This window comes from Streptomyces sp. SAI-127 (genome assembly GCF_029894425.1).
GTDB lineage: Bacteria > Actinomycetota > Actinomycetes > Streptomycetales > Streptomycetaceae > Streptomyces.
The window spans coordinates 3,973,301-3,998,858 of the sequence record NZ_JARXYJ010000001.1 but is presented as its reverse complement, the minus strand read 5'-3'; the positions used below and the strand labels follow the sequence as shown (position 1 = coordinate 3,998,858).

Annotated in this window: 24 protein-coding genes and 1 pseudogene; 10 read left to right on the top strand and 15 right to left on the bottom strand. The window is 69.5% G+C overall.

Annotated features, from left to right (window positions below; all coding sequences use genetic code 11):
* Nucleotides 1-27 precede the first annotated feature (27 nt).
* The 3 genes from M2157_RS18070 to M2157_RS18060 are packed head-to-tail and all read left to right on the top strand — an operon-like array spanning nt 28 to nt 1,720.
* Entirely contained in the window at nt 28-846 is an 819-nt protein-coding gene (locus M2157_RS18070; RefSeq protein ID WP_280862814.1) for a MarR family transcriptional regulator, read from the top strand.
* Between the two features lie 42 nt (nt 847-888).
* Nucleotides 889-1,287 (top strand): roadblock/LC7 domain-containing protein, encoded by a 399-nt coding sequence (locus M2157_RS18065; protein ID WP_280862813.1) that lies wholly within the window; start codon nt 889-891, stop codon nt 1,285-1,287.
* 4 nt (nt 1,288-1,291) lie between these two features.
* The gene (locus tag M2157_RS18060; protein ID WP_057609978.1) at nt 1,292-1,720 is read left to right on the top strand and encodes a hypothetical protein; all 429 of its coding nucleotides are present in this window, start codon (nt 1,292-1,294) and stop codon (nt 1,718-1,720) included.
* A gap of 20 nt (nt 1,721-1,740) precedes the next feature.
* On the opposite strand, the gene M2157_RS18055 is transcribed toward M2157_RS18060, so the two are convergent.
* The 5 genes from M2157_RS18055 to M2157_RS18035 form a co-directional block, all read right to left on the bottom strand.
* Entirely contained in the window at nt 1,741-4,083 is a 2,343-nt protein-coding gene (locus M2157_RS18055; protein ID WP_280865725.1) for an FtsX-like permease family protein, read from the bottom strand.
* On the bottom strand, nt 4,080-4,766 hold the full coding sequence (locus M2157_RS18050) for an ABC transporter ATP-binding protein (protein WP_280862811.1): 687 nt from the start codon (nt 4,764-4,766) through the stop codon (nt 4,080-4,082). Before M2157_RS18050 ends, M2157_RS18055 begins: the two co-directional genes overlap by 4 nt.
* Complete coding sequence (locus tag M2157_RS18045) at nt 4,763-5,287, bottom strand: PadR family transcriptional regulator (protein ID WP_059204631.1); 525 nt, start codon at nt 5,285-5,287, stop codon at nt 4,763-4,765. Before M2157_RS18045 ends, M2157_RS18050 begins: the two co-directional genes overlap by 4 nt.
* 105 nt (nt 5,288-5,392) lie before the next feature.
* Nucleotides 5,393-5,674, bottom strand: a complete 282-nt coding sequence (locus tag M2157_RS18040; protein WP_280862810.1) for a hypothetical protein — start codon at nt 5,672-5,674, stop codon at nt 5,393-5,395.
* Nucleotides 5,671-6,588, bottom strand: a complete 918-nt coding sequence (locus tag M2157_RS18035; protein WP_280862809.1) for an SPFH domain-containing protein — start codon at nt 6,586-6,588, stop codon at nt 5,671-5,673. Before M2157_RS18035 ends, M2157_RS18040 begins: the two co-directional genes overlap by 4 nt.
* Nucleotides 6,589-6,822: 234 nt before the next feature.
* On the opposite strand from M2157_RS18035, the gene M2157_RS18030 reads away from it, so the two are divergent.
* Entirely contained in the window at nt 6,823-9,174 is a 2,352-nt protein-coding gene (locus tag M2157_RS18030; protein ID WP_280865724.1) for a transglycosylase domain-containing protein, read from the top strand.
* A gap of 59 nt (nt 9,175-9,233) precedes the next feature.
* Here M2157_RS18030 and M2157_RS18025 read toward each other — a convergent pair whose 3' ends face one another.
* The 4 genes and pseudogenes from M2157_RS18025 to M2157_RS18010 all read right to left on the bottom strand — a co-directional run bounded on the left by M2157_RS18025 (nt 9,234) and on the right by M2157_RS18010 (nt 14,490).
* Complete coding sequence (locus tag M2157_RS18025) at nt 9,234-11,363, bottom strand: SpoIIE family protein phosphatase (RefSeq protein ID WP_280862807.1); 2,130 nt, start codon at nt 11,361-11,363, stop codon at nt 9,234-9,236.
* 295 nt (nt 11,364-11,658) lie between these two features.
* Nucleotides 11,659-12,353 (bottom strand): annotated as a pseudogene (locus M2157_RS18020) (DUF402 domain-containing protein).
* Nucleotides 12,354-12,425: 72 nt separating this feature from the next.
* Entirely contained in the window at nt 12,426-13,829 is a 1,404-nt protein-coding gene (locus tag M2157_RS18015; RefSeq protein ID WP_280865723.1) for a class II fumarate hydratase, read from the bottom strand.
* 43 nt (nt 13,830-13,872) lie between these two features.
* A complete protein-coding gene (locus M2157_RS18010) occupies nt 13,873-14,490 on the bottom strand; it encodes a hypothetical protein (protein WP_280865722.1) in 618 nt (205 codons plus the stop codon).
* A gap of 347 nt (nt 14,491-14,837) precedes the next feature.
* On the opposite strand from M2157_RS18010, the gene M2157_RS18005 reads away from it, so the two are divergent.
* Complete coding sequence (locus M2157_RS18005) at nt 14,838-15,167, top strand: hypothetical protein (RefSeq protein WP_280865721.1); 330 nt, start codon at nt 14,838-14,840, stop codon at nt 15,165-15,167.
* A 29-nt stretch (nt 15,168-15,196) separates the two neighbouring features.
* On the opposite strand, the gene M2157_RS18000 is transcribed toward M2157_RS18005, so the two are convergent.
* Complete coding sequence (locus M2157_RS18000) at nt 15,197-15,772, bottom strand: CGNR zinc finger domain-containing protein (protein WP_280862802.1); 576 nt, start codon at nt 15,770-15,772, stop codon at nt 15,197-15,199.
* 88 nt (nt 15,773-15,860) lie between these two features.
* On the opposite strand from M2157_RS18000, the gene M2157_RS17995 reads away from it, so the two are divergent.
* Nucleotides 15,861-17,033 (top strand): epoxide hydrolase family protein, encoded by a 1,173-nt coding sequence (locus M2157_RS17995; RefSeq protein ID WP_280865720.1) that lies wholly within the window; start codon nt 15,861-15,863, stop codon nt 17,031-17,033.
* Nucleotides 17,034-17,273: 240 nt separating this feature from the next.
* Here the strand turns inward: M2157_RS17995 and M2157_RS17990 are convergent, their stop codons facing one another.
* Nucleotides 17,274-18,944 carry a fumarate hydratase gene (locus M2157_RS17990; protein ID WP_280865719.1) on the bottom strand — a complete coding sequence of 557 codons (1,671 nt, stop codon included), beginning with the start codon at nt 18,942-18,944 and terminating at the stop codon, nt 17,274-17,276.
* Between the two features lie 166 nt (nt 18,945-19,110).
* Here M2157_RS17990 and M2157_RS17985 point away from each other — a divergent pair, with 166 nt between their 5' ends.
* The gene (locus M2157_RS17985; protein ID WP_280865718.1) at nt 19,111-19,827 is read left to right on the top strand and encodes a DUF1707 domain-containing protein; all 717 of its coding nucleotides are present in this window, start codon (nt 19,111-19,113) and stop codon (nt 19,825-19,827) included.
* A gap of 174 nt (nt 19,828-20,001) precedes the next feature.
* Entirely contained in the window at nt 20,002-20,376 is a 375-nt protein-coding gene (locus M2157_RS17980; RefSeq protein WP_079072149.1) for a WhiB family transcriptional regulator, read from the top strand.
* A gap of 92 nt (nt 20,377-20,468) precedes the next feature.
* Here the strand turns inward: M2157_RS17980 and glpX are convergent, their stop codons facing one another.
* Entirely contained in the window at nt 20,469-21,503 is a 1,035-nt protein-coding gene (glpX, locus tag M2157_RS17975; RefSeq protein ID WP_037719931.1) for a class II fructose-bisphosphatase, read from the bottom strand.
* 127 nt (nt 21,504-21,630) lie between these two features.
* Here glpX and M2157_RS17970 point away from each other — a divergent pair, with 127 nt between their 5' ends.
* Nucleotides 21,631-22,152 (top strand): DUF4245 domain-containing protein, encoded by a 522-nt coding sequence (locus M2157_RS17970; protein WP_280865717.1) that lies wholly within the window; start codon nt 21,631-21,633, stop codon nt 22,150-22,152.
* Nucleotides 22,153-22,211: 59 nt separating this feature from the next.
* Here the strand turns inward: M2157_RS17970 and M2157_RS17965 are convergent, their stop codons facing one another.
* The 3 genes from M2157_RS17965 to xseA form a co-directional block, all read right to left on the bottom strand.
* Nucleotides 22,212-22,802 (bottom strand): malonic semialdehyde reductase, encoded by a 591-nt coding sequence (locus M2157_RS17965; RefSeq protein WP_057609993.1) that lies wholly within the window; start codon nt 22,800-22,802, stop codon nt 22,212-22,214.
* Between the two features lie 138 nt (nt 22,803-22,940).
* Nucleotides 22,941-23,177: an exodeoxyribonuclease VII small subunit gene (locus tag M2157_RS17960; RefSeq protein ID WP_280862797.1), complete on the bottom strand. Its 237-nt coding sequence runs from the start codon at nt 23,175-23,177 to the stop codon at nt 22,941-22,943.
* 9 nt (nt 23,178-23,186) lie between these two features.
* Nucleotides 23,187-24,395: an exodeoxyribonuclease VII large subunit gene (gene xseA / locus M2157_RS17955; RefSeq protein WP_280865716.1), complete on the bottom strand. Its 1,209-nt coding sequence runs from the start codon at nt 24,393-24,395 to the stop codon at nt 23,187-23,189.
* Between the two features lie 150 nt (nt 24,396-24,545).
* On the opposite strand from xseA, the gene M2157_RS17950 reads away from it, so the two are divergent.
* Nucleotides 24,546-25,556 carry a 4-hydroxy-3-methylbut-2-enyl diphosphate reductase gene (locus M2157_RS17950; protein WP_280865715.1) on the top strand — a complete coding sequence of 337 codons (1,011 nt, stop codon included), beginning with the start codon at nt 24,546-24,548 and terminating at the stop codon, nt 25,554-25,556.
* Nucleotides 25,557-25,558: the final 2 nt, after the last annotated feature.

Here is a 25,558-nt window from a genome sequence, read left to right as displayed (position 1 = left end):
CGTATGTGCGAGGCGGCGGGGGATGTGATGTCGGGCCACGAACACCTGGCACAGGCCCTGGCCGCGTGCGGCCGTGACGGCTTCACCGGAGAGCTGCGGATCACCGGGACACCCGGTGGCACCTTCCACTTCGGGGACGGCCGGGTGGTCGCCGTGGAGTCGCCCGGCGCCCCGGGTCCCGAGGCGCTGCTGCTGCGCTCCGGGCGGGTCAGCGGCGAGCAGTGGGCCGAGCTGGTGCGGGAGTCCGGCGGTTCGCGCTGGCCGGCCACCGCGCTCATCGCCCACGGCTACGCGGGGGCCGCGCAGCTGCGTGTGGTGTGCGCGCTGGCCCTGCACGACGCCGCGTTCGCGATGGCGGCGGGCCGGGTGGAGGACTGCGAACGCCACCCCACCGCGGAGCCGTTCGCGCAGGTCCCACTGGGTGAGCCGCCCCTGCGGCTGTTGCACGACGCGGTCCGCAGACTCACCGCCCTGGCCGCGCTGCCGCACCCGGTGCACCCCGACCGGGAACGGCCCGTGCGCTCGGGCACGGAGGGCGCATCAGGGGCCCTGCGGCGCGAGCTGCTCACCCTCGCCGACGGCCGCAGTACGGCCCGCGACCTCGCCTTCCGGGTCGGGCGCGGTGTCTACACCGTGACGGTGGAGGTCGCGCGCATGCTCGACGAGGGGCTCCTGGTGTGCGCCGGTCCGCCCACACCCGTCGCGGTCCGCTCTCTTCCCGACGGCCACGAACTGCGGCCTCGCACGCCCACGCCCGTGGAGCAGTCCCCGTCCCCGGCGAGAACCGATCTGCCCCGCCGAAAACCCGGCAGCTTCTTCCGACTCCGAAACGGAACACCCAAATGAAAAAGCCGATCAGACGTGACCAGAATTAGGGGAGTTGAGTAAATGGATCACAAAGCCCTGGCGCTCGAAATGCGTGGTCTGCGCGAACAGGTCACCGGAATCACCGACACCGCGGTCGCCGCCGCGGACGGACTGCTCATCGCCGCGGACACCGCCGACTCGATCGACCCGGAGGGCCTCGCCGCGCTCGCCGCGGCCGGCCTCGGCCTGGCCCGGCGCACCGCCGACGCGACCGCCCGCGGCACGCTGCGCCGGACGGTGACATACGGCAGCCACGGCTGCGCCGCCTTCTACGCCGTCGGTGACACCGCCCTGATGGTCGTGGTCGGCGACGAGGGCATGGACGTGGACCACCTGCACCGGGCGACCCAGCCGACCCTGAACCGGATCGGCTCGATCCTCACCGACAAGGCGACCGAGAAAGCGCCAGAAGGAGTCTGAAGGGATGGCGACGAAGCGTATGACCTCAGGTTTCTCCGACCAGGTGATGGGCCTGGTCAAGTCCCTTCGCACCGACGCCCCCGACTGTGTGGCGTCCGGTGTGGTCGACATGTCCACCGGCATGCTGCTGTCGTACGAGACCGTCGAGAACCACCCGCCGGAGGTCCTGGACCTCCTGGCGGGTGCGACCCTCGACCTGTTCCAGGGCCGTACGGTCGTGATGATCGAGGACGTCTTCAAGGAGCGCCGCGGGGTCAGCAGTGACAACCACTTCTTCCAGGAGATCCTGGTCAACAGCGAGAACCTCACGCACCTGTTCGTGCGGCTGAGCGAACAGCAGGACGTCGTGGCCGTCGTGGTCTGCCGCAAGTCGGTCAACGTCGGCATGCTGTTCGCCCAGGTCCGGCGGGTGGTGAAGGAGTACAGCCTCTAGTGGACCCCGGCTGCGGGCGGTTACTCCGTCCGCAGCCCGTCCGGCCGCATCAGCCTCAGCAGCGGCGGCAGGCTCAGCACCGTCACCACGATGACCACCGCGGCACCCACACCGGTCATCGACAGCACGCTCGGCCAGTCCACCCGGATCGTGGTGTCCGTCATCCGCAGCAGGACCGCGCCCAGCGTCAGCCCCACCACCGAGGCCAGCAGCAGCCCGAGCGTGACCGGGATCGCCGTCTGCCACAGCACCGACAGGCTCAGGGTGCGCCTGCGGGTGCCGAAGGCGACCAGCGCCGACAGCAGTTTCTTGCGCTCCCGCAGCTGCTCCAGCTGGGAGACCAGCAGGCTCGCCCCGATCAGCGCGAGGACACAGGCGGCGCCCACGAACAGGCCGGTGCGGATGGAGTCGTAGCGGTCGTTGCGCTCGAACGACACCCATTCCATCGGCTCTTCGAGCGGGTTGATGCGGACCGCCGTGTTGCGTACGTACTCGCGCGCGTCCGGCCGCGACTCGTCGAGCCGCAGATAGATCTGTCCGCGTACCCCCGGCGCGACCGTCGAGGACAGGGCGCTCGGGGTGATCAGGAGGCCGCCGCGTTTGTAGCCCGTCGGGTCCACGACGGAGCGGGCCTGCTTGACGTTCTTGGGCAGGGTCCAGGCGACCGGCTTGGTGTTCTCGGAGCCGTCGGAGGTCTCGGTCTCGAAGTAGAGTGTCCGGCCGGGCTCGGCGGTCAGGGCCCCCTCCTCGCCGTCGTCCCCGCCGCCCTGCAGGACGAAGGAGTCGCCCTCGCGGCACGAGGGCAGTGCGGCGATCTCGCGCAGCGACGCGCAGTCGGCGACGGTCACCCGGCTCCAGCGCGCCTCGTCGCCGGGCCCGTCGGCGACGTACCCCTCGCCGAACGCGTACACCTTCTCCACGCCCTTGGTCGCGGAGAGTTCCCTCGCGGTCGCGGCGAGCGTCTTCCCGTCCGGCACGCTCACCTGCATCTGCGCCCGTGAGACGTCGTAGCCGGTGTTCTTGGTGTAGTCGCCCTCGACACCCGCGAACAGCATCTGCAGCGCGATCGCCCCGGCCACCGCGACCGCGATGCCGTTGACCATCCGGGCCGCCGTGCCGCTGCTCAACTGGAGCCTGCGCACGGCCAGTTGCCAGGACAGTGCGCCCGCGCCCAGCCGGGCCACGACCGCCTCGACGATCCACGGCAGCAGCGCGGTCACGCCGACAAGGAGCAGGATGACACCGCCGGTGACGAGGTACTGGTTGAAGTCGCCCTCGTCGCGGCCCTGTCCGACCATCGGGTAGAGCATCGCGAGTCCGGCCAGCGGCAGCAGCAGCCGCCACCACAGCCGCCGTCGTGCGGGCTTCGCCGTACGCACCACGCCGAGCGGCTCGATCACCACGCCGCGCAGGGCGAACAGCGTCACCATGACGGCCGCGGCGGGCACCGCGAGACCGACCAGCAGGGCCAGTGCGGGGGAGGGGTTGAGGTAGCTCGGGAACACGCTCATCCCGAACACCTCGACGGAGCCCGCCACTTCGCGTCCGATCAGGAAGAACCCGGTGCCGAGGACCAGCCCCAGCACCGCTCCCGCGAGCGCCTCGCCGGCGGCGATCCGCCGGGTCGAGCGGCCGTCGGAGCCCACCAGGCGCAGGGCCGCGAGCCGCCGGTCGCGCCGCTCGCCGCCGAAGCGCACGGCCGCGGTGATGAACACGGCGACCGGCATCAGCAGGACGACGAAGACGACGAGGATCAGCAGGAGCATGACCGGGTCGGTGCGCTCCGGGGTCGGGTTCGGGTTCCCGAAGCGGTCGATCCGCTCGATCCGGCCGCCGTCGTTGCCCTGGGACGCGAGGCCCTCGGCGCCCCGGTAGTAGGCGAGTTCATGGGAACCGATGAGCCCGCTCTCGCCGATCGTGCCGACGATCCGCTCGGGCAACCGGTCCCGCAGGAGCCTGCCGTCGCCGGACTCCAGCAGCTTCTTCAGCGCGGGGGAGACGACCATCTCACCGGCCGCCGGGAACGCCCCGACCCCCGGCGGCAGTGGCGCCTTCGGTCCCTCGGGCTCCAGCTCCCGGCCGCGGACGCTCAGGTCCCGGAAGGTGGTTCCGGTGGCCGCGACCAGCAGGGTGTCGGCCGCCTTCGGTATGACCTTGTCGCTGAACGTGATGTCCGTACGGGCGTCCTCCCGGTCGTGCCGGACCGCCAGGGCGCTCGGCAGCGCGGTGGTCAGCAGCAGCAGCGCCACCCCCAGGCCCACGCCGACCGCGGTCAGCAGCGCCCGGACCCACCCCTCGCGTCCGCCCGCGAAGGCGAACCGGACCCCCATGGCGAGGTCTCGCCACCACTGCCTGAGACTCATACGACCCGCTCCATGTCCCGGGACTTCCCGTCCCGTACGACGATCTCGCGGTCGGAGTAGGCGGCCACCCGCGCCTCGTGCGTGACGAGGACGACGGCCGCGTTGGTGGACCGGGCGGCCTCGGTGAGCAGGTCCATGACACGCTCACCGTTGAGGGAGTCGAGCGCGCCGGTCGGCTCGTCGGCGAACAGCACGCGCGGGTTGGTCACCAGGGAGCGGGCCACGGCCACGCGCTGCCCCTGGCCGCCGGACACCTCACCGGGCCGCTTCTTCCTCAGGTCGTCGACCTCGAGGCGTTCCATCCAGGCCAGCGCCGCCTTCTCGGCCTCCTTGCGGGACGTGCCGTTGAGCCGCAGCGGCAGCGCCACGTTCTCCACGCAGGTCAGTTCGGGCACGAGCTGCCCGAACTGGAAGACGAACCCGAACTCGGAGCGCCGGAGCGCACTGCGCTCGGCGTCGTTCATCGTGGCCATCTCCCGGCCGTTGTAGGTGATCGAGCCCGAGTCGGGCGTGACGATCCCGGCGAGACAGTGCAGCAGGGTCGACTTGCCGGACCCGGAAGGGCCCATCACGGCGACGACCTCGCCGGGGTGGATGGAGAACTCGGCGCCGTCGAGCGCGACGGTCGGACCGTAGGTCTTGCGCAGCTCGTCGGCCACGAGCAGGGAACCGGCCGGGGTCACTTGACCACCACCTCCGCGAGCTTGTCGAGACGCGCGGCGGTGAGCTCCAGCCAGCGCAGGTCGGCTTCCAGATGGAACAGGGCGTGGTCGCAGATCAGCTGGTCGGCGAGGTCGCCCTTGCGTTTGCGGTCGGTGAGGATGCGCATCATCCGCAGGTGCTCGGCGCGCTGGTTGTCGAGGATGTCGCCGGCGTTGCGGTGCGTGAGCAGCGCGAGGACGACCTTGGTGTACAGCGTGGACTGGAGATACGGCTCGGGCTTCTCCGGCGTCGCGAGCCACCGCTGGACGTCGGTGATCCCGGCGTCGGTGATGGCGTACCGCTTCCGCTCGGGGCCGCCGCCGGGCTCGATCCCGTCGACTTCGACGAGCCCGTTCTTCAGCAGCCGCGACATCGTCGAGTAGACCTGGCCGTAGTGCAGCGGCCGGTCATGACCGAACTTCTCGTCGAAGGCCCGCTTGAGGTCGTAGCCGTGGCGGGGCCCGGACTCCAGGAGCCCTAGGAGGGTGTGACCGATGGACATGGAAGGGACTGTACATGCGGTGTATACCCGCCATGTATACGCAGGGTGTTTACGGCAGATCCCCACGTGAGGAGCCGCAGGTGGCGGCCGATTGTCACGGTTGTGCTACGGGCCTTCGGGTGGCCGTTCTTTGGAGGTTTGTTCTCTGGAGGGCTGTTCTTTGGGCGGCCGTCCCCGACGCGGCAGCGGCCCGGTGTCACCAGGAAGCCGGCCGGTCTCCTTCAGCGCCCGGCGCAGCAGGAACTCGATCTGCGCGTTCGCCGACCGCAGCTCGTCCCCGGCCCACCGCGCCAGCGCCTCGTACACCAGCGGGTCCAGCCTCAGCAGCACCTGCTTGCGCTGCTGAGGCCGCCGCTCGGGGGAGCCCCCCTCGGAAGGTGTCGTCACTGGTAAAGGGTCCCGGTGTTGAGAACGGGCTGCGGGGCGCGGTCGCCGCACAGCACCACCATCAGGTTGGACACCATCGCCGCCTTGCGCTCATCGTCCAGCTCGACGATGTCCCGCTCGGTGATCCGGGCGAGCGCCTCCTCGACCATGCCGACCGCGCCCTCCACGATCTGCCGCCGGGCCGCGACGACCGCGCCGGCCTGTTGCCGCTGGAGCATCGCCGAGGCGATCTCCGGCGCGTAGGCGAGGTGGGTGAAGCGGGACTCGATGATCTGGACGCCGGCCGACTCCACGCGCGCGTGCAGCTCGGTGGCGAGCTTCTGTGTGATCTCGTCGGCGTTGCCCCGCAGGGAGAGCCCGTCCTCCTCGTGGGCGTCGTAGGGGTACTCGATGGCGATGTGCCGTACCGCCGTCTCCGTCTGTGTGGCGACGAACTTCACGAAGTTGTCCACCTCGAAGGTGGCCTGCGCCGTGTCCTCCACCTTCCACACCACGACCGCAGCCAGCTCGATGGGGTTGCCGTAGGCGTCGTTGACCTTGAGGACGGCGGTCTCGTGGTTGCGGACCCGGGTGGAGACCTTCGTGCGGGAGGTGAAGGGGTTCACCCAGCGCAGGCCGTCCTGGCGGATCGTGCCCTTGTACCGCCCGAAGAGCTGGACCACCCGGGCCTCGCCCGGCGCGACCGTGTTCAGACCGCGCAGCGAGATGAGCGCCACTATCAGGACGAGGGCGCCGCCGACCGCGAAGCCGGGGCTCTCCCCGCTCGTGGCGAACAGGAAGACGGCCAGCAGCAGCCCGACCAGGCCCAGCAGCAGCGCGAGCGCGCCGCCGATGCTGTGCGCGGCGAACTCCCGCACGCGCGGAGCGGGCATGTCGGGTGCGTCGGCTATGGGTGCGGAGTCTTGCGCGGACATGGAGGTCCCCCGTTTCGGCTAACTCAATGCTTACTAAGTGATAACACTTTACCCTGTCCCGGCAACCTTGACACCCTCTCGGAGGTCTGGTTCCGAGGGGGCGGGTGCTGATTCTCACGCCCCCCGAAGACCCGAACGAAGGCCCTGTGTCATATGGACCGGTGTTAGCTTTCTGAGCTGACCTGTGCCACGAACCTGTGTGGCCGCCGATGAGGAAGCGGAGCGAGTCGACCCATGGGACGAGCGGAAGAGAGAAGAGCACGTCAGCGCGGTGGCCGCCGCGCGGCGCCGCCCGCGCGCTCGTCCGGGACGCCGAGCGAGGGTGTCGCCCCCGGCGGCAGGGCCGCGGCGCGCAAGGCGGCCGCCCGAGGTAAGAAGGGGACGAAGAACGGTAAGAGCGGTATACGCCGGCTCTTCACCTGGAAGAAGATCCTCGGCACCTTCCTCGGTTTCTGCCTGCTCGGCATCGGCGCCTTCATCGTGATGTACATGATGATCGACGTGCCCAAGGGCAACGCCAAAGCGCAGGAACAGAGCAACATCTACAAGTACAGCAACGGCTCGGTCATGGCCCGCGAGGGCGACACCAACCGCGAGATCGTGGACCTCTCCGAGGTGCCCAAGCCGGTCCAGCGCACCTTCGTGGCGGCGGAGAACAAGACCTTCTACACGGACTCCGGCGTCGACCTCAAGGGCACCGCCCGCGGTCTGCTCAACACGCTCTCCGGCAAGGGCAAGCAGGGTGGCTCGACGATCACCCAGCAGTACGTCAAGAACTACTACCTCGACCAGGACCAGACCGTCACGCGCAAGCTGAAGGAACTGGTCATCTCGTTGAAGGTGGACCGCACGACGTCCAAGGACAAGATCCTCGCGGGCTACATCAACACCAGCTACTACGGCCGCGGCGCCTACGGCATCCAGGCCGCCGCCCAGGACTACTACCGCGTCGACGCCAAGAAGCTCAGCGTTGCGCAGGGCGCGTACCTCGCCGCGCTGCTCCAGGCGCCGAGCCAGTACGACTGGGCGGTCGCCAGCCCGACCGGCAAGAAGCTGGTGCAGGCCCGCTGGAACTACGTCCTGGACAACATGGTCAAGCAGGGCTGGCTGGACCAGACCAAGCGCGCGGAGATGACGTTCCCGAAGCCCGAGGAGCCCAGGGCCGCCCCCGGCCTCGAGGGGCAGAAGGGCTACTTCATCAAGCTCGCCAAGCAGCAGCTCGAGAAGCAGCTGATGGCCAAGGAGAACATCACCCAGGACGAGGCGGAGGCCCGCGTCGAGAACTCGGGGTGGACCTTCACCCTGAACATCGACAAGAAGAAGCAGGCTCAGCTGGAGAAGTCGGTCAAGGACCAGCTGACCAAGCAGCTGGACCCGAAGAAACGGAACGTCGACAGAAACGTCCAGGCCGGCGCGGTCTCCGTCGACCCGAAGACGGGGAAGATCGTCGCTCTGTACGGCGGCACGGACTACACCAAGCATTTCTACAGCAACGCCAACCGCACCGACTACCAGCCCGCGTCGACCTTCAAGCCGGTCATCCTCGCCGCCGCTCTGGAGAACGCCTCCGAGACGCAGAGCGGCAAGGCGATCGGCGCGAACACGACCTACGACGGCACCAGCAAGCGTCAGGTCGTCGACAGCAACGGCAACAAGGTCGGATTCGCCCCCGAGAACGAGGACGACCACAACTACGGCAAGCAGGTCACCGTCCAGACGGCGATGAACCAGTCCATCAACTCCGTCTTCGCGCAGATGGGCGTGGACGTCGGCATGGACAAGGTGCTCGCGACGGCCACCAAGCTCGGCATGGACACCGGCAAGCTCAGGCCGCTGCCCGCGTACACCCTGGGCACCATGGGCGCGAGCCCGATCCAGATGGCCGGCGTCTACGCCACCCTCGACAACCACGGCAAGCAGGTCACGCCGACCATCATCAAGTCGGCCGAGCAGGGCGGCACCGAGTTCCAGATGCCCGACCCGATCGGCGAGCAGGTCATCAGCCGGGAGGCCGCCGACACGGTCACCTCGGTGCTGACCGGCGTGGTCAACGACGGTACGGCCGAGAAGTCCGTGCAGCAGAACCCGGCCCGCGACGGCCGCAAGGTCGCCGGCAAGACCGGTACCTCCGACGACAACAAGTCGGCCTGGTTCACCGGCTACACCCCGGACCTCGTCACCTCGGTCGGTCTGTTCGGCGAGAACTACAAGACCAAGGCGCAGGCCAAGATGTACGGCGTGGGCGGCGAGCCGCGGGTCAACGGCGGTGGCTTCCCGGCGGAGATCTGGGCCGAGTACACCTTCGGTGTCGCCGGCAAGAACACCAAGTTCGACCTGGACACCGACCAGGGCGCCGCGGTTCAGCCCACCTGGACCCCGAGCCCCACCCCGACCCGGTCCGAGACGCCGTCGTCGACCCCGACCACGGAGGAGCCGTCGGAGACGCCTTCGGAGACGCCGTCGGAGACCCCCTCGCAAACCCCGTCGCAGTCGCCGTCGCAGTCTCCGCCGACCGGCGAGCAGAGCACTCCGGTCGAGATATCGACCTCACCGGAGAATCCGTTCGACCCGAACGACGACCAATAGCGAAGCGGAAGGGGCGCCCGGTGACCACCGGGCGCCCCTTCTCGCGTGTCAGAGGAGCTTCAGCTCCTGTTGAGCTCGAACCACACCACCTTGCCGGTGCTGAGCCGGGTCGCCCCCCACCGCCGGGCCAGCCGGTTGACGAGGTACAACCCCCGCCCACCCTCGTCGGTGGCCCGGGCCTGCCGCAGCCGCGGCAGTTGCGGCACGTCGTCCCCGACCTCGCACCGCAGTACATCGGTCCGCAGCAACCGAAGCGTCACCGGCCGGGTCGCGTACCGCACCGCGTTGGTGACGACCTCGCTCACCAACAGCTCGACGGAGTCGGTGAGATCCTCCATGCCCCAGCGGGACAGCGCCCGCCGCGCGAGCCTCCGCGCACGCCCCGGCGCCGCGTCCTCCGGCTCCAGGAACCAGTACGCCACATCACTGGGCGCGATCCCGTCGAAGCGGGCCGCGAGCAACGCGATGTCGTCGTCCCGGTCCCCCGGTCCGAGCATGTCGAGCACCTCGTCGCACAACGCCTCCAGCGGCGGCGGATGATCCGGCCCGGTGAGTTGCGCGGTCGCGGCGAGCTTCTCCCGAAGCTGCTCTATCCCGGTCCACACGTCCCGCAGCCGGGACTCGACGAGCCCGTCGGTGTACAGCAACAGCGTCGCCCCGGCCGGCGCGTCCAGCTCCACGGCCTCGAAGTCCACGCCCCCGACACCGATCGGCGCGCCCGGCGGTACCCGGAGCACCTCGGCACGGCCGCCCAGGTGCAGCAGCACCGGTGGCGGATGACCGGCGTTGGCGATGGTGATGCGGTGCGACACCGGGTCGTACACGGCGTAGAGGCAGGTCGCCATACGGTCCGTACCGAGCCGCTGCGCCTGCTCGTCGAGGTGGTGCAGCACCTCCTGCGGGGGCAGGTCGAGCCCGGCCAGTGTCTGTGCCGTGGTCCGCAACTGGCCCATGATCGCCGCGGACGTCATGGAGTGGCCCATCACGTCGCCCACGACCAGGGCGACCCGGCTGCCCGGCAGTGGGATCGCGTCGTACCAGTCACCGCCCACCCGGGCCGTCTCGGCGGCGGGCAGATAGCGCGACGCCAGCCGCACTCCCGTCGGCCGCGGGAGCGTCTCGGGCAGCATGGTGCGCTGCAGCTCGTCGGCGATGTACGCCTCACGGCCGTACAGGACGGCCTTGTCGATGCCCAGCGCGCTGTGCGTGGCGAGTTGGGCGGCCACGAGCAGGTCGTCCGGGTCGAAGGGGATGCGGTCGGGGCGGCGCAGGAACAGCGCGGCACCGATGACCCGGCGCCGGCCGCGCAGCGGGGCCAGGATCGCTCGCCGGCCGGCCGGTACGGCGAACTCGCCGCCCTCGCCGAGCAGCTCCGGCAGCGCGGCGCGGGCCGCGGGCGTGTCCGTGAAAACCGGACGCACCCCGCGCAGCACCTCGGCGAGCGCACTGCCGGGCTGCACCTCGCACAGCTCGGTGCCGAGGGCGTCCAGCTCGGTCGGGTTCTCCGGCACCGGCACCGGCAGGATGCCGTCCTCCAGGTCCCGCTCCTGCTGGGGAATCCGGTCACTGCGCCGCAGCCGGAGCACGAGGGGGCCGGTGGGCCGCTCGTCGCCGACGGGCAGCGGGTCGCGCAGATAGACCAGGATCGCGTCCGAGAAGGTCGGCACGGTCGCCCGGCACAGGCCCATCACGATCTCGTCCAGGTCGATGCCGCGCGCGATCCGGCGGGTCGCCGCGCCCACGAAGCGCAGCCGGTCGCCGTCCCGCCGCATGGGCGTGGGCCGGCCGGGGACCGCGCCCTGTCCGGTACGGCGTTCCTCGCCGCCCACGCCGCTCTGGGGCCGGTCGTCCTCGGCGCCCGGCTGGACCGGGACACCTTCGGGTACGGGCCGCGGGCGATGCGTGTCCTGCTCGGCGGCGGCCGGCTGGGAGTGCTCGGGGCCGGTACCGGCCGGATTCATGCCCATGTCCTTGTGGTTACCGGTCCTGCCGGTCGTGCCGCTGCTGCCCTGGACGACGGGTGCCGCGTCCGGCGCGGGGTCACCGGAGCGGGCCTGGACGGGTAAAGCCGCCGGCGCCTCGACGCCCTGCGTGGACGGTGGCGCCGGGGAACGCAGGAGCGCCCCGCGGGGGTCCGTGGGGTCGACGCCCGGCTGGGGGCGTTCGAAGGAGGTCGGGTGCTCCGTCACGCGTGTCGAATCCGTCCGTCCGGGGCTGCACGCCGTACGCGCAGTTGGTCCCGCCGAAATCCCGATACCCGGAATGCGTGTCCCAGGAACGAAATTCCCGCGTGGTCAGGGGCTGTTCCTGCGTTTTTGGTCAACCTTCCGCGGCCCGTACCGGTGTTGCCCTCGTACCCCACGCTCACGTCCTGCCGCCCCTCGGTGACGATCGGTCAAGCCCAGTGCCCGCTCCGGTAGTTGCCGCTGCGCACTCTTGCGGAGGACGATCCTACGTTTGCAGCCCGGGGGCGCATCAAGGGTCTCATGAGGACAAGTGCGCGGGCGTACGGTCCCAGTCTTCCGGAAGAAGCGGCACAGTCCAGGACGGATCGGGCCGCCAGTCGGGCCAGCCGTCCGAGAACGGCGGGCCCCAGGCGCGGATCACCTCCACCGCGGACCGCCCCGCCTCCCTGACCTGTTCGGCCAGGTCCGGGCCCATCAGCCCGTCCTGCTGGGCCTGCGCGAACTCGTCCTCGTCCCGCGCCACTGCCAACTGCGGTCCGGATCCACGGTGATGTCCAGGAAGTGGTCCTCGGAGTCCACACCCCGGGTCCAGCGCGTCAGCGGCTCCTCGAGGTTCACATACCAGTTCTTGAACCGCCAGCCCGGCTCCCAGAACAGCCACACCGACCACGGCAGCCCCGGCCGCGCCAGCTTCAGCACGCCGGTGCCGAACCAGCGGTCCCGCTGCACGGAACGCGGCTTGGTGTAACGCGACTCCAGCGGCTCGGCATGCACCGGTGTCCCGTCGGCCAGCACCGGCCGCACACACTCGGTGCCCGGTGCCAGCCACACGGCGAGCAGGTCCTCGTCGTCGCGTACGACGGTGACCGGACGGGCGATGTGGACGTGCGCGCCGGCGTTCTCCCGGTAGCGCCACAGGATCTGGCTCCCGGGCTCCCAGAAGTGCGCCGACGTACCCGCTTCCACCGCTCTCACCGCTCCACCGTCTGCCATGACCAGATATTAGGTGCCATAGGCATACGACGCTGCGGTGCGCGTCACGGTTCACCCCGGGGCGGGGAAAGGTTACGGCCGTGTCATCCGCAGGACATCCAGCGCCTCGTCGAGCTGCTCCTCCGTCAGATCGCCGCGTTCGACATAGCCGCTCTCCAGTACGACCTGGCGGATCGTCTTCAGCTCCGCGAGGGCCTTCTTGGCGACCTTCGCGGCCTCCTCGTACCCGATGTACTTGTTGAGCGGGGTGACCACGGAGGGCGAGGACTCGGCGTACTCCCGGGCGCGTTCGCGGTGCGCGACGATCCCGTCGACGGTCCGGTCGGCCAGCAGCCGGGAGACGTTGGCGAGCAGCCGGACCGACTCCAGGACGTTCTTGGCGATGACCGGCAGCATGACGTTGAGCTCGAAGTTGCCGGCCGCACCGGCGGTGGCGACGGTCGCGTCGTTCCCGACGACCTGCGCGGCGACCATGAGGACGGCCTCCGGGATCACGGGGTTGACCTTGCCGGGCATGATCGACGAGCCGGGCTGGAGGTCGGGCAGGGAGATCTCCGCGAGCCCGGTCCTGGGCCCGGAGGACATCCACCGCAGATCATTCGCGATCTTCGTCAGGCCGACCGCGATGGTCCTGAGCTGCCCGCTGGTCTCCACGATCCCGTCCCGGGCGCCCTGCGCCTCGAAGTGGTCCCGCGCCTCGGTGAGCGGCAGCCCGGTGGTGCGGGCGACCTCCTCGATGACGGCGGCGGAGAAACCGGGCGGGGTGTTGATGCCGGTGCCGACCGCGGTGCCGCCCAACGGCAGCTCGGCGAGCCGGGGAAGAGAGGCCTGCAGCCGCTCGATGCCGTACCGCACCTGCGCCGCGTACCCCCCGAACTCCTGGCCCAGGGTCACCGGGGTGGCGTCCATGAGATGGGTCCGCCCGGACTTGACGACGTCGGCGAACTCCTCGGACTTGCGGGCGAGGGCCGTGGCGAGATGGTCGAGGGCGGGGATCAGATCCCGGGTGACGGCGGCAGTGGCGGCGATGTGGATGGAGGAGGGGAAGACGTCGTTGGACGACTGGGAGGCGTTGACGTGGTCGTTGGGGTGCACGTCACGGCCGAGCCGCTCGGTCGCCAGCGTCGCGATGACCTCGTTGGTGTTCATGTTGGACGAGGTGCCGGACCCGGTCTGGAAGACGTCGACGGGGAAGTGCGCGTCCCAGTTCCCGCGGGCCACCTCGTCGGCCGCCTCCTGGATCGCCTCCGCGACGTCCTTGTCGAGCACCCCCAGCCGCGCGTTCACCTTCGCGGCCGCCCCCTTGATCCGGGCGAGCGCCTCGATGTGCGCCCGTTCGATCCGCTGCCCGGAGATGGGGAAGTTCTCCACTGCCCGCTGGGTCTGGGCCCGCCACCTGGCGTCCACCGGGACACGGACCTCGCCCATGGAGTCGTGCTCGATGCGAAACGCCTGTTCCTGCTGCTCGTCGGCCACTGCCGATCACCTCCGTCGTGGTCAGCGTCCGTGACTGCCGAGGCTATTCCTGGCGCAGAACCTGGCCCGGCAGGCTCGGCCGCTCGGGGGGCGGGAACAGAGTGGCCAGGTAGCGGTGCAGTTCGTCGGCGCGGGACTGGACCTGGCGGGCGTGCTCGGCCAACTCCCGTGCGCGCAGGTCGGCCTGCTGCGACTCCGCTCGCAGCCGCTCGGCCTCCTGCTCGAACCGGACGATGTGCCGGCGGATCTCCGTCAGCCACTCCGGCTGGTCCGCCTCGCGCCCGGAGGGGTGCCCGAAGTACAGAGTGGCCTCGGGGTCGGAGGGCCGACCGCGCTGTAACCCGGCCAGTTCGGTGGTGAGGGACTGCAGTGTCTGTTCGAGGCGGTCGGTGCGGTACGTGTGCTGGTCGAGCCGCTCGACGATGTCGTTGAGCCGCGAGGCCACATTTTCCTCGGCGGCGTGGACCTCCGCCTCGGCCGCACGGTATCTGCGCCGCCAGTAATCGAGGGTTTCCTGCTCCTTGTCCTCCGGATACTGGCAGATCTCACAGATCGCCCTGACCACGTCCTCGATCAGTTTCCAGGAGGCCAGCTCCGTTTTGCACCACGCCCGGTAGACCCCCGTCTTGCTGCGAAAACTGACTTCCGCGATGCGGGCCATGCTCACATTCGAGTCCAGGCAGAATGCGTTGAGCTCCTGGCCGAACTGTTCGATCGGGGATCTGCGGTGCTTTGACAACGTCGATCGCCCCCGGGGCCCCCGTACTCTCAACGATCTTGAGCGTGGCGGGGGCGGGGGAGGCCCTCCCTTCCCTTTCTGCCCGACAAGTGTGGCAGTCCGCCGAAGATCCAATTGCCGTTGCCCTTCTCGGTTTTTAGCGGAGAACTGAAGAGGCGGGTGAGTGGCGAGAGGCGGAACGTGGTCAGTGATACATATGAGCAGACGGCTGGAGAAGGGGCCAAACGGCCGCCGCCGCAGGCGTGTTGTACGACCGAAAGGCAATATCCATGCACGGACCGTGGCGGGACCCCCACGACGACCGCGATTCCCACCTGCGTTTCCAGATGATCGAACTGGCCGCCAATCTCCTGGCGCTGCTGTCCATCCTGGCGACCATGCTGGTCATCGTGCTCGCTGCGGACACGGGCCCGACCCTGATCGCCGCCCTCGCCACGGCGGTGTCGGTGTCATTCCGCGGCTGGCTGGCCTACCGCCACCGCCACCCGAGAAACCCGACGCCCTTCCCCGCTCCCCACCGCCCCCGACTGCCCGGCCCCCGCCGGTCGTTGGACCAGCCGGCGGACTCGACCGCAGAGAACGGCAACGAGCCTGTGTGAACCGGCGTAGGAGGCTGCCGAGGTAACGATCATTCCGCTGATCCGGTGTTCTTGCGCTGGTTGGCGTTGAAGCGCGCCTTCTTCTGGCGGTTCCCGCACGTGTTCATGTCACACCATTTGCGGGTGCGGCTTTGGCTGGTGTCGAAGAAGGCGGCTTGGCAGGTCGGTGATGCGCACAAGGCCAACTTTCCGTCTCGTTCGCCCGCGATGATGCTGATCGCGTCGGCGGCGATCACCCCGAGGGCGTCTTCCACACGGGAGGGCGAGCTGAGCCGCCATCGCCGCTTGCCCTCGGGCGTCAGGATCGCCGCGGCCCGGCCCTGAGCGCTGCGGTCATTGATGACTTGGACAGCGGACGCAGGCAGAGCGTCCTGGAGCGCGGCCGCTGTCGCGGCGGCGTGAATCGACTCCCGCAGTTCCCGAGCGAGGTCGAGCTGGGCAGGGGTGCAGGAGTCCACGGCGAGGCCGTACACGGCCAGCCAGTCGACGAGTCGGTGGGGCGTGGGAATGCGCTCCACGGCGTCGCCGTGACGCTCCGACAGAGTCCCCGTGAAGCTGGTCGCCAGCACGGTACCGAGGCGGAAGTCAGGGAAGCCGGCACGCATGGAACCACCTTAGCCGGTTGCTCGCAGGCATGAAGACATGCCACGCTGGAACCGCCTTAGACGGTTCCGCGACCGGCCAGGAGGTCTCATGCCCCGTCTGACCAGCGACGTACAGCCCTTTGAAGCCCGCGCGACTGACGCCGACCTCGACGATCTGCGCGCGCGGCTGGCCGCGGCGCGACTGCCGGAGGCCGAGACGGTCCATCGCGCCGCGCCCGACCCTCGCCGATGGGAACAGGGCGTTCCGCTCGCCGACCTCGTCGATGTCGTGAACTACTGGCGCACCGGCTACAACTGGCGGTCGTTCGAAGAGCGCCTGGACCGTATCGGCCAGTTCCGCACGAAGATTGACGATCTGGGAATCCACTTCCTGCACCGCCGATCGGCGCGCGCAGATGCCACTCCACTGATCCTGACGCACGGCTGGCCGGGCAGCATTGCCGAGTTCATCGACGTGGTGGACGAGCTGGCAGATCCGAAAGACGCAGACGCGCCGGCTTTCCATGTCGTGGTCCCGTCGCTGCCAGGTTTTGGTTACAGCGACAAGCCGGCCACCACCGGGTGGGGAACCGAAAGGATCGCGGCCGCGTGGGTGGAACTGATGGGAAGGCTCGGCTACGGCAGGTTCGCAGCCCACGGCGGCGATTGGGGAGGCAATATCACCACGGTGCTCGGCGGCAGGTTCCCGGAGCACGTTCTCGGCATCCACACATTGTTCGCGGAGGCGCCGCCCGGGTTGACGACGGACGGGCTGACGGCGGTCGAACGCGAGTGGACCGAGGAGACCCGCGATTTCTGGCGCCACCGCGCGGCGTACGCGAAGCAGCAGGCGACCCGGCCGCAGACCATCGGCTACTCGCTCGTCGACTCACCGGTCGGGCTTCTCGCCTGGATCCTCGACAAGTTCGCCGAGTGGTCGGACACCGAGGACAGCCCCTTCGAGGCGATGTCCATCGACCGCGTTCTTGACGACGTCACCCTGTACTGGCTGACGCGGACCGGCGCATCGGCTGCCCGCATCTACTACGAAAGCCACAACTCGCTGGACCCGGAACTCCGGGTCGACGTCCCGTCGGCCATCACCATGTATCCCCGCGACATCGAGAAGTCCCCACGCCCCTGGGCACAGGAGCGGTACCGACAGATCGTCCGATGGAGGTCACCCGAAGCCGGGGGCCACTTCCCGTCGCTGGAGGTCCCCGACTATTTCGTCAAGGACCTGCAAGAGGGCCTCACGGCAGTGCTGACCGCCCATCGGTGAACACGCAGCAACAGGCCCCCCGGCGTCGCCGAGGGGCCTGGAGGCTTTACCGGGGCCACCGGTCGTCGGGCAGCGGATCCAACGTCGTCCAGATCCTGACAGCCGCGGCAGGCGCTGCCATGGTGCCGGGCGCGGGCTCTTGACAGGCGATCACCATGCTCCGTGGCAGTTGCTGATCCATGTTGCAGTAGCCCCGAAGCCGCGAGGCAATCGTTGCCTGACGCGGCCCCGGACGGCGGCTCAGCCCAGGCCAGGACCCCGCACCGGGATGCTGGTGAACGTCGGCTGCTCGGGTTCCGGTGAGGTGAAGAAGTCGTTGCCCTTGTCGTCGACGACGATGAACGCCGGGAAGTCCTCGACCTCGATCTTCCAGACAGCCTCCATGCCGAGCTCCTCGTACTCGACGACCTCGACCTTCTTGATGCAGTCCTGGGCGAGCCGGGCGGCCGGGCCGCCGATGGAGCCGAGGTAGAAGCCGCCGTGCGAACCGCACGCGTCGGTGACCTGCTTGCTGCGGTTGCCCTTGGCCAGCATCACCTTGGATCCGCCCGCCGCCTGGAACTGCTCGACGTAGGAGTCCATACGGCCGGCCGTCGTCGGGCCGAAGGAACCGGACGCGTAGCCCTCGGGCGTCTTCGCCGGGCCCGCGTAGTACACCGGGTGGTCCTTCAGGTACTGCGGCATCTCCTCGCCCGCGTCAAGACGCTCCTTGATCTTGGCGTGCGCGATGTCACGCGCGACCACGAGCGGACCGGTCAGCGAAAGCCGCGTCTTCACCGGGTACTTGGTGAGCTCCGCGAGGATGTCGTCCATCGGCTGGTTGAGGTCGATCTTGACGACGTCACCGTCGGACTCGAGGTGCTCGTCCGTCGTCTCGGGCAGGAACCGCGCCGGGTCCGTCTCCAGCTGCTCCAGGAACACCCCCTCCGCGGTGATCTTCGCGACGGCCTGGCGGTCGGCCGAGCAGGACACGGCGATGGCGACCGGGCAGGACGCGCCGTGGCGGGGGAGGCGGACCACGCGGACGTCGTGGCAGAAGTACTTCCCGCCGAACTGCGCCCCGATCCCGATCTTCTGCGTCAGCTCGAAGACCTTCTCCTCCAGCTCCTTGTCCCGGAAACCGTGCCCGAGTTCCGAGCCCTCGGCCGGAATCTCGTCCAGGTAGTGCGCGGAGGCGTACTTCGCGGTCTTCAGCGCGTACTCGGCCGACGTACCGCCGACGACGATCGCCAGGTGGTACGGCGGACAGGCGGCCGTACCCAGCGAACGGATCTTCTCCTCCAGGAACTTCATCATGGAGGCCTCGTTCAGGACGGCCTTCGTCTCCTGGTAGAGGAACGACTTGTTGGCCGAACCGCCGCCCTTCGCCATGAACAGGAACTTGTACGCGCCGCCGTCGGTGGCGTACAGCTCGATCTGCGCGGGGAGGTTGGAACCGGTGTTCTTCTCGTCCCACATGGTCAGCGGGGCCATCTGCGAGTAGCGCAGGTTGAGGTTCAGGTACGCGTCGTAGATGCCCGCCGACAGCGCCGCCTCGTCACCGCCCGCCGTCAGTACGTTCTGGCCGCGCTTGCCCATGACGATCGCGGTGCCGGTGTCCTGGCACATCGGGAGGACGCCCGCCGCCGCGATGTTCGCGTTCTTCAGCAGGTCCAGCGCCACGAACTTGTCGTTGCTCGACGCCTCGGGGTCGTCGATGATCCGCCGCAGCTGGGCCAGGTGCGCGGGCCGCAGGTAGTGCTGGATGTCGTGGATGGCCTCCGTGGCGAGCTTGCGCAGCGCCTCCGGCTCCACCTTGAGGAAGGTCCGCCCGTCGGCCTCGAAGGTGGAGACACCCTCGGAGGTCACCAGCCGGTAGGGGGTGGTGTCCTCTCCCATGGGGAGCAGATCGGTATATGCGAACTCAGGCATCTCAGCCCATTCCTCACTCGAAAGACGGCCACCCACCTCCGTCGGCGGGCCGCACCAGCGTAGAACCTGTCCGAGGGCGAGAGCTTGTGAGGTAAGGCTCAGTCGGTTCGCCAAGAGTTGTCCACAGGCCTAGTCGCGATCTATCGCGTTTCGGTACGCTGCTGCCGTGGACCTTCAGAAGCCCGACCTTCAGAAGCACGCGGGCCCCGCACCCGCGGTGGCCGACCTGCGTGCCTCGGACGCCGACCGCGACCGTATCGCCGACATCCTGCGCGAGGCCCTCGGCGAGGGCCGCCTCACCGCGGACGAGCACGCGGAGCGGGTCGAGGGGGTGCTGAGCGCCAAGACGGTGGGCGAGCTGGAGGTCTTCATACGGGACCTGCCGGCGGCCCACGAGCGCCGTGCCGCCCCGGCCTGGACCCCGGCTCCGGACCGCCCGACCGACGCGATCCCCCACGACCCCGACGACAACGTGGTGGCGGTCCTGAGTGCCGCCGTCCGCAAGGGCCGCTGGCGCGCGGGCCGTCGCATCCACGCCTACGCGATCTTCGGCAGCGTGGAGATCGACCTCAGTGAGGCGATCTTCGAGTACCGCCAGGTCGTGATCAAGGCGTTCTCGCTGTGCGGCAGCGTCGAGGTGCGCGTCCCCGAGAACATCTCGCTGCGCGGCACGGGAGTCGGTGTCCTCGGCGACTTCCAGGTGGACACGCTCGACTCGGCCGAGCAGGACGCGCCCGTGGTGTACGTCGACGGCTGGGCAGTCCTGGGCAGTGTCGACGCCAGGCCGAAGCGGGGCAAGCTCGTCGCGGACATCCTCGACCGGGTTCAGCGCGCGGTCGATCGCAAGGTCGACAAGAGTTTGCGCAAACACCTGGATCGTTGACGGTTGTGAATCCGGGCGCATCCGAGGAGAACGGATCCGCCCGTGGTGGGCTCCGGGAAGCGCACGCGACCGCCCGCGATCCAGCGGTTCGGGACTCAGTGCATAGGCGTGCGCACAGCGGGTAGGGCTTGCTGCATCGTCTCTCGCTCGCGAAGCCGTCGTCAGGAGTAGACCGTGCTGCAACCGCCGCATTCGTCCCTGCAGGTAGCTGCCGTTCCGGCCCAGCGGGTGCCAGTGCGGGACAGGGACCAAGACGCTCCATGGCACACCGAGGCGGTGTGCCGGCGCGACGAGGCCGGCCTGTTCTTCGCCCCGTCCAAGGAACCCACCGCCGCCAGGCTTTCCCGCGAGGAGGCCGCGAAGCGCGTCTGTGCCCGCTGTCCCGTCATGGTCGAGTGCCGCGAACACGCCCTGCTCCAACCCGAGCCCTACGGCGTCTGGGGCGGCCTGACCGCAGCGGAACGCCGGGTGGTCCTGGCCCGCAGGCGCCGCCGCGACCTGGAACTGCAGAAGGCGGCGAGGGCGGCGCGCATAGCCCAGGCGGGCTGAAGCAAGGGCGACAACAAGGGCAGGGCGACACCAAGGGCAAAAGGAAAGGGCGCCCCCTCCGCACCGGGGGCGCCCTCTCACTCAGGTGCGAGCTACTTCGCGCGGTCGAAGTCGATCGCGCTGTAGGCCCGCAGCTTGCTGAGCCGGTGCTCGGAGTCGATCCGCCGGACCGTCCCCGACTTCGACCGCATCACGATCGAGTCGGTCGTCGCGGTCTCCGACCGGTACCGCACACCACGCAGCAGCTCGCCGTCGGTGATCCCGGTGGCCACGAAGAACACGTTCTCCCCGGACACCAGGTCGTCGGTCATGAGCACCCGGTCCAGATCGTGCCCGGCGTCGATCGCCCGCGCCCGCTCCTCGTCGTCCTTCGGCCACAGCTTGCCCTGGATCGTTCCCCCGAGGCACTTCACGGCACAGGCCGAGATGATCCCCTCGGGCGTACCGCCGATGCCCAGCAGCATGTCGACGCCGGTGCCTTCGCGCAGCGCGTAGATCGACCCCGCCACGTCACCGTCGGAGATCAGCTTGATCCGCGCTCCGGCCTCCCGGATCTCCTTGATGATCCCTTCGTGCCGGGGCCGGTCGAGGATGACCACGGTCACGTCCTCCGGAGTGGACCGCTTGGCCTTGGCGACCCGCCGGATGTTCACGGAGACCGGTGCGTTGATGTCGACGAAGTCCGCGGCCTCGGGACCCGTGACCAGTTTGTCCATGTAGAACACGGCGGACGGGTCGAACATCGACCCACGGTCCGCCGCGGCCAGCACGGCGATCGCGTTCGGCATGCCCTTGGCCGTCAGCGTCGTCCCGTCGATCGGATCGACGGCGATGTCGCACTCGGGCCCGGTCCCGTCGCCCACGCGCTCTCCGTTGAAGAGCATCGGGGCCTCGTCCTTCTCGCCCTCGCCGATGACGACCACGCCGTTCATCGACACGGTGGAGACGAGGGACCGCATGGCGCGCACCGCGGCGCCGTCGGCGCCGTTCTTCTCGCCCCGGCCGACCCAGCGGCCCGCGGCCATCGCGGCGGCTTCGGTCACCCTGACGAGTTCCAGGGCGAGGTTGCGGTCGGGGGCCTCGGAGGGGACTTCGAGTTCGGACGGCAGATGATGATGCTCGGTCATCGGAGCGCACCTTTCTGATACGACGACGGCCGGATGAGGGTTCGACCGTCGACTCTATCCTCAGTCCGACAAAATGAGCAGGGGACCCCACGGATGAGCGGACCGGGCACCTGCGACGATAGGGGGCGTGGCAGGTTCGAACGGCAAGCAGAAGACGGTCCGGGACATGATTCTCTCCCTGGGCCTGATCGGGATCGCGGCGGCGGTCATCTACGTGTTCATCCCGCACGACGACTCCGCTCCCGACATCAAGACGGTCGACTACCGCGTCGAGCTGCTCACGGCCCGCCGCGCGGCCTCCTACCCGGTCGCCGCGCCCGAGGGCCTGCCGGGCGGCTGGAAGGCGACCTCGGTGCGCTTCCAGGGCGACCAGTCCGACGCCTGGCACCTGGGTTTCCAGGCCCCTGGTGATCAGTACGTGCAGGTCGAGCAGTCGACTCAGAAGCCGTCGACGTTCATCGACGAGGCCAGCCAGGGCGCAGAGGTGACGAAGCAGACCCAGCAGATCGCGGGCCGCACCTGGACGCGGTACACGGGCGGCCGCTACGACGCCCTCGTGCACACCGGCGACGGGGCGACGACGGTGGTCGCGGGCACGGGATCGTTCGCCCAGCTGGCCGAGATGGCGAAGTCGCTCAAGACGGCGTGAGACGCACGAGAGGGCCCGGCTGCCAGGCAGCCGGGCCCTCTCGTCGCGTGTCAGCCGTCTCAGACGGTGGTGACGACCTCGTCGTATGCCAGGCGCGGGGAGCGCGGGAACCAGGCGTCCTCGCCCGGCTTGCCGATGTTGACGACCATCAGCGGGGTGTGGTCGTCGTCCAGGAACTCCTTGCGGACGCCCTCGAAGTCCAGACCGGTCATCGGGCCGGCGGCGAGGCCCGCGGCACGGACGCCGATGATGAAGTACGCGGCCTGCAGGGCGGCGTTCAGCCCGGCGGCACCCTCGCGGGCGGGGCGCTCGCTGAAGAAGACGTCCTTGGCCTGCGGGAAGTGCGGGAAGAGCTCCGGCAGCTCCTCGTGGAACTCGTTGTCCGCGGAGAGGATCGCGACCAGCGGGGCGGTGGCGGTCTTGGGCTGGTTGCCCTCGGCCATGTGCTGGACCAGGCGCTCGCGGGCCTCGGCGGAGCGGACCAGGGTGATGCGCAGCGGGCTCTGGTTGAAGGCGGTCGGGCCGTACTTGACCAGGTCGTAGATGGCCTGGAGCTGCTCGTCGGTCACCGGCTCGTCGGTGAAGGTGTTCGCGGTACGGGCCTCGCGGAACAGCAGGTCCTGGGCGGCGGGGTCAAGAACGAGAGACATGGGAAACCTTCTCGGGGGGTGCGTCGACCCCGGAAACGGACCGGGGACCGGTTGACGCTCTCGACCGTACGCGACTGAAGTTCAACCTTCAACAAAAACCGGGGCGTGGTGATCCGCTTCACAGATCACCCAGGTCTCCTACTCGGCGGCGCCCTCGGTCCCGGCCTCTTCCTCCTCGGCCAGCGCCGCGTCCAGCCGCGCCCGCGCCCCGTCCAGCCAGCGCCGGCACACCTTGGCCAGCTCCTCGCCCCGCTCCCAGAGCGCGAGGGACTCCTCGAGCGTCGTACCGCCCGCCTCCAGCCGCCGAACGACCTCGATCAGCTCGTCCCGTGCCTGCTCGTACCCGAGCGCCTCTTCCGCCACCTTGCTGGTCATCCGCCCACCCTATGCATCGACTCGGACAACGAACTCACCCTCGGCGACCCGCGCCCGCAGGGTCTCCTCCGCAGTCACCTCGTCCGGCGCCCGCACCACATGCCCGTCGGCCTTCTGGAGCACGGCGTACCCGCGCTGGAGGGTCGCGGCGGGGGAGAGGGCCACCACGCGTGCGTGCGTGTGCGTCAGCTCGGAGTCGGCGCGGTCCAGCAGATGGCCCAGGGTGCGGCGGCCGCGGTCGGTCAGGGAGGACACATGGTCGGCGCGCTCGTCGATCATCCGGTGCGGATCCTCTATCGACGGCCGCGCGAGGGCCTGCGCGAGGCCCCGCTCCTCCCGCTGGAGGAAGGACTCGACGCACCGCCGCGCGCGGTCCTGCAGCGCCCGCACCCGCTCGTACTCCTCACCCACGTCCGGTACGACCTTCTTGGCCGCGTCCGTGGGCGTGGAGGCCCGCAGGTCGGCGACGTAGTCGAGCAGCGGGGTGTCCGGCTCGTGCCCGATCGCCGACACCACCGGCGTACGACAGGACGCGACCGCCCGCACCAACTGCTCGTCGGAGAACGGCAGCAGATCCTCCACGCTGCCCCCGCCGCGCGCCACGATGATCACGTCCACGTCGTCCAGCGCGTCGAGCTCCTTGACCGCCTGGACGACCTGCGGGACGGCGTGCACGCCCTGCACCGGGACGTTGCGCACCTCGAAACGGACGGCCGGCCAGCGGTGCCGGGCGTTCTCCAGGACGTCCCGCTCGGCGGCCGAGGCCCGGCCGCAGACCAGCCCGACGAGCTGCGGCAGGAACGGCAGCGGCTTCTTGCGCTCCGGCGCGAACAGCCCCTCCGCGGCGAGGGACTTCTTCAGCTGCTCCAGCCGGGCCAGCAGCTCGCCGACCCCGACGGGCCTTATCTCGGCGGCCCGCAGCGAGAGCTGGCCCCGCGGCGCGTACCACTCCGGCTTCGCCAGTACGACGACTCGGGCGCCCTCGCTGACGACGTCGGCGATCTCGTCGAAGACCTGGCGGAAGCAGGTGACGCTCACCGAGATGTCGTACGACGGATCGCGCAGCGTGAGGAAGACGACGCCCGCGCCCGGGCGCCGGGACAGCTGGGTGATCTGGCCCTCGACCCACACGGCACCGAGGCGGTCGATCCAGCCGCCGATCAGGCGCGACACCTCGCCGACGGGCAGGGGCGCTTCGGGAGTCGAGTTCACAGCCATGCCGCGAGCGTAACGGCCCGGTACGACAACGCACCGTCACCGGCCGTCACTTACGCGGCCGGTTCCGGCCTTGAGTTCAGCGCGATACCGGAGAACAGACCGGCGTCGTCACCGGCACGCGATCTTCGACCGGCCGAACGCGGCCTTACGATGGGACGCATGACTGCTTCGCCTGGCCGCCGTGTCCTGCTCGCCGCCCCCCGTGGCTACTGCGCGGGTGTGGACCGCGCCGTGATCGCCGTCGAGAAAGCCCTGGAGCAGTACGGCGCTCCGGTGTACGTCCGGCACGAGATCGTCCACAACAAGTACGTCGTACAGACCCTGGAGAACAAGGGCGCCATCTTCGTCGAACGGACGGAGGAGGTCCCGCCGGGCAACATCGTCATGTTCTCGGCCCACGGCGTCGCCCCCGTCGTCCATGACGAGGCCGCGCGCGGCAAGCTCGCCACCATCGACGCGACCTGCCCGCTCGTCACCAAGGTCCACAAGGAAGCCGTCCGCTTCGCCAATGAGGACTACGACATCCTCCTGATCGGGCACGAGGGCCACGAGGAGGTCATCGGCACCTCCGGCGAGGCCCCCGACCACATCACGCTGGTCGACGGCCCCTCGGACGTCGCCAAGGTCGAGGTCCGCGACGAGTCGAAGGTCGTCTGGCTCTCCCAGACCACGCTGTCAGTCGACGAGACGATGGAGACCGTCGACGCCCTCAAGGAGAAGTTCCCGCAGCTCATCTCCCCGCCCAGCGACGACATCTGCTACGCCACGCAGAACCGTCAGCTCGCGGTGAAGCAGATGGGCGCCGAGGCCGAGCTGGTCATCGTGGTCGGTTCCCGCAACTCCTCCAACTCCAAGCGGCTCGTCGAGGTCGCCAAGCTGGCCGGCTCCCGCGAGGCCTACCTCGTGGACTACGCGAGCGAGATCGACGAATCCTGGCTGGAGGGCGTGACCACGGTCGGCGTGACCTCGGGCGCCTCGGTGCCGGAGGTGCTGGTCGAGGAGGTCCTGGAGTGGCTGTCGCAGCGCGGTTACGGCGACGTGGAGCTCGTGAAGGCGGCCGAGGAGTCCATCACCTTCTCGCTGCCGAAGGAACTGCGCCGCGACCTGCGCGAGGAGGCGGCGGCGCTGGTCGCGGAGCGTAAGGGGACCTCGCAGGCGTGACT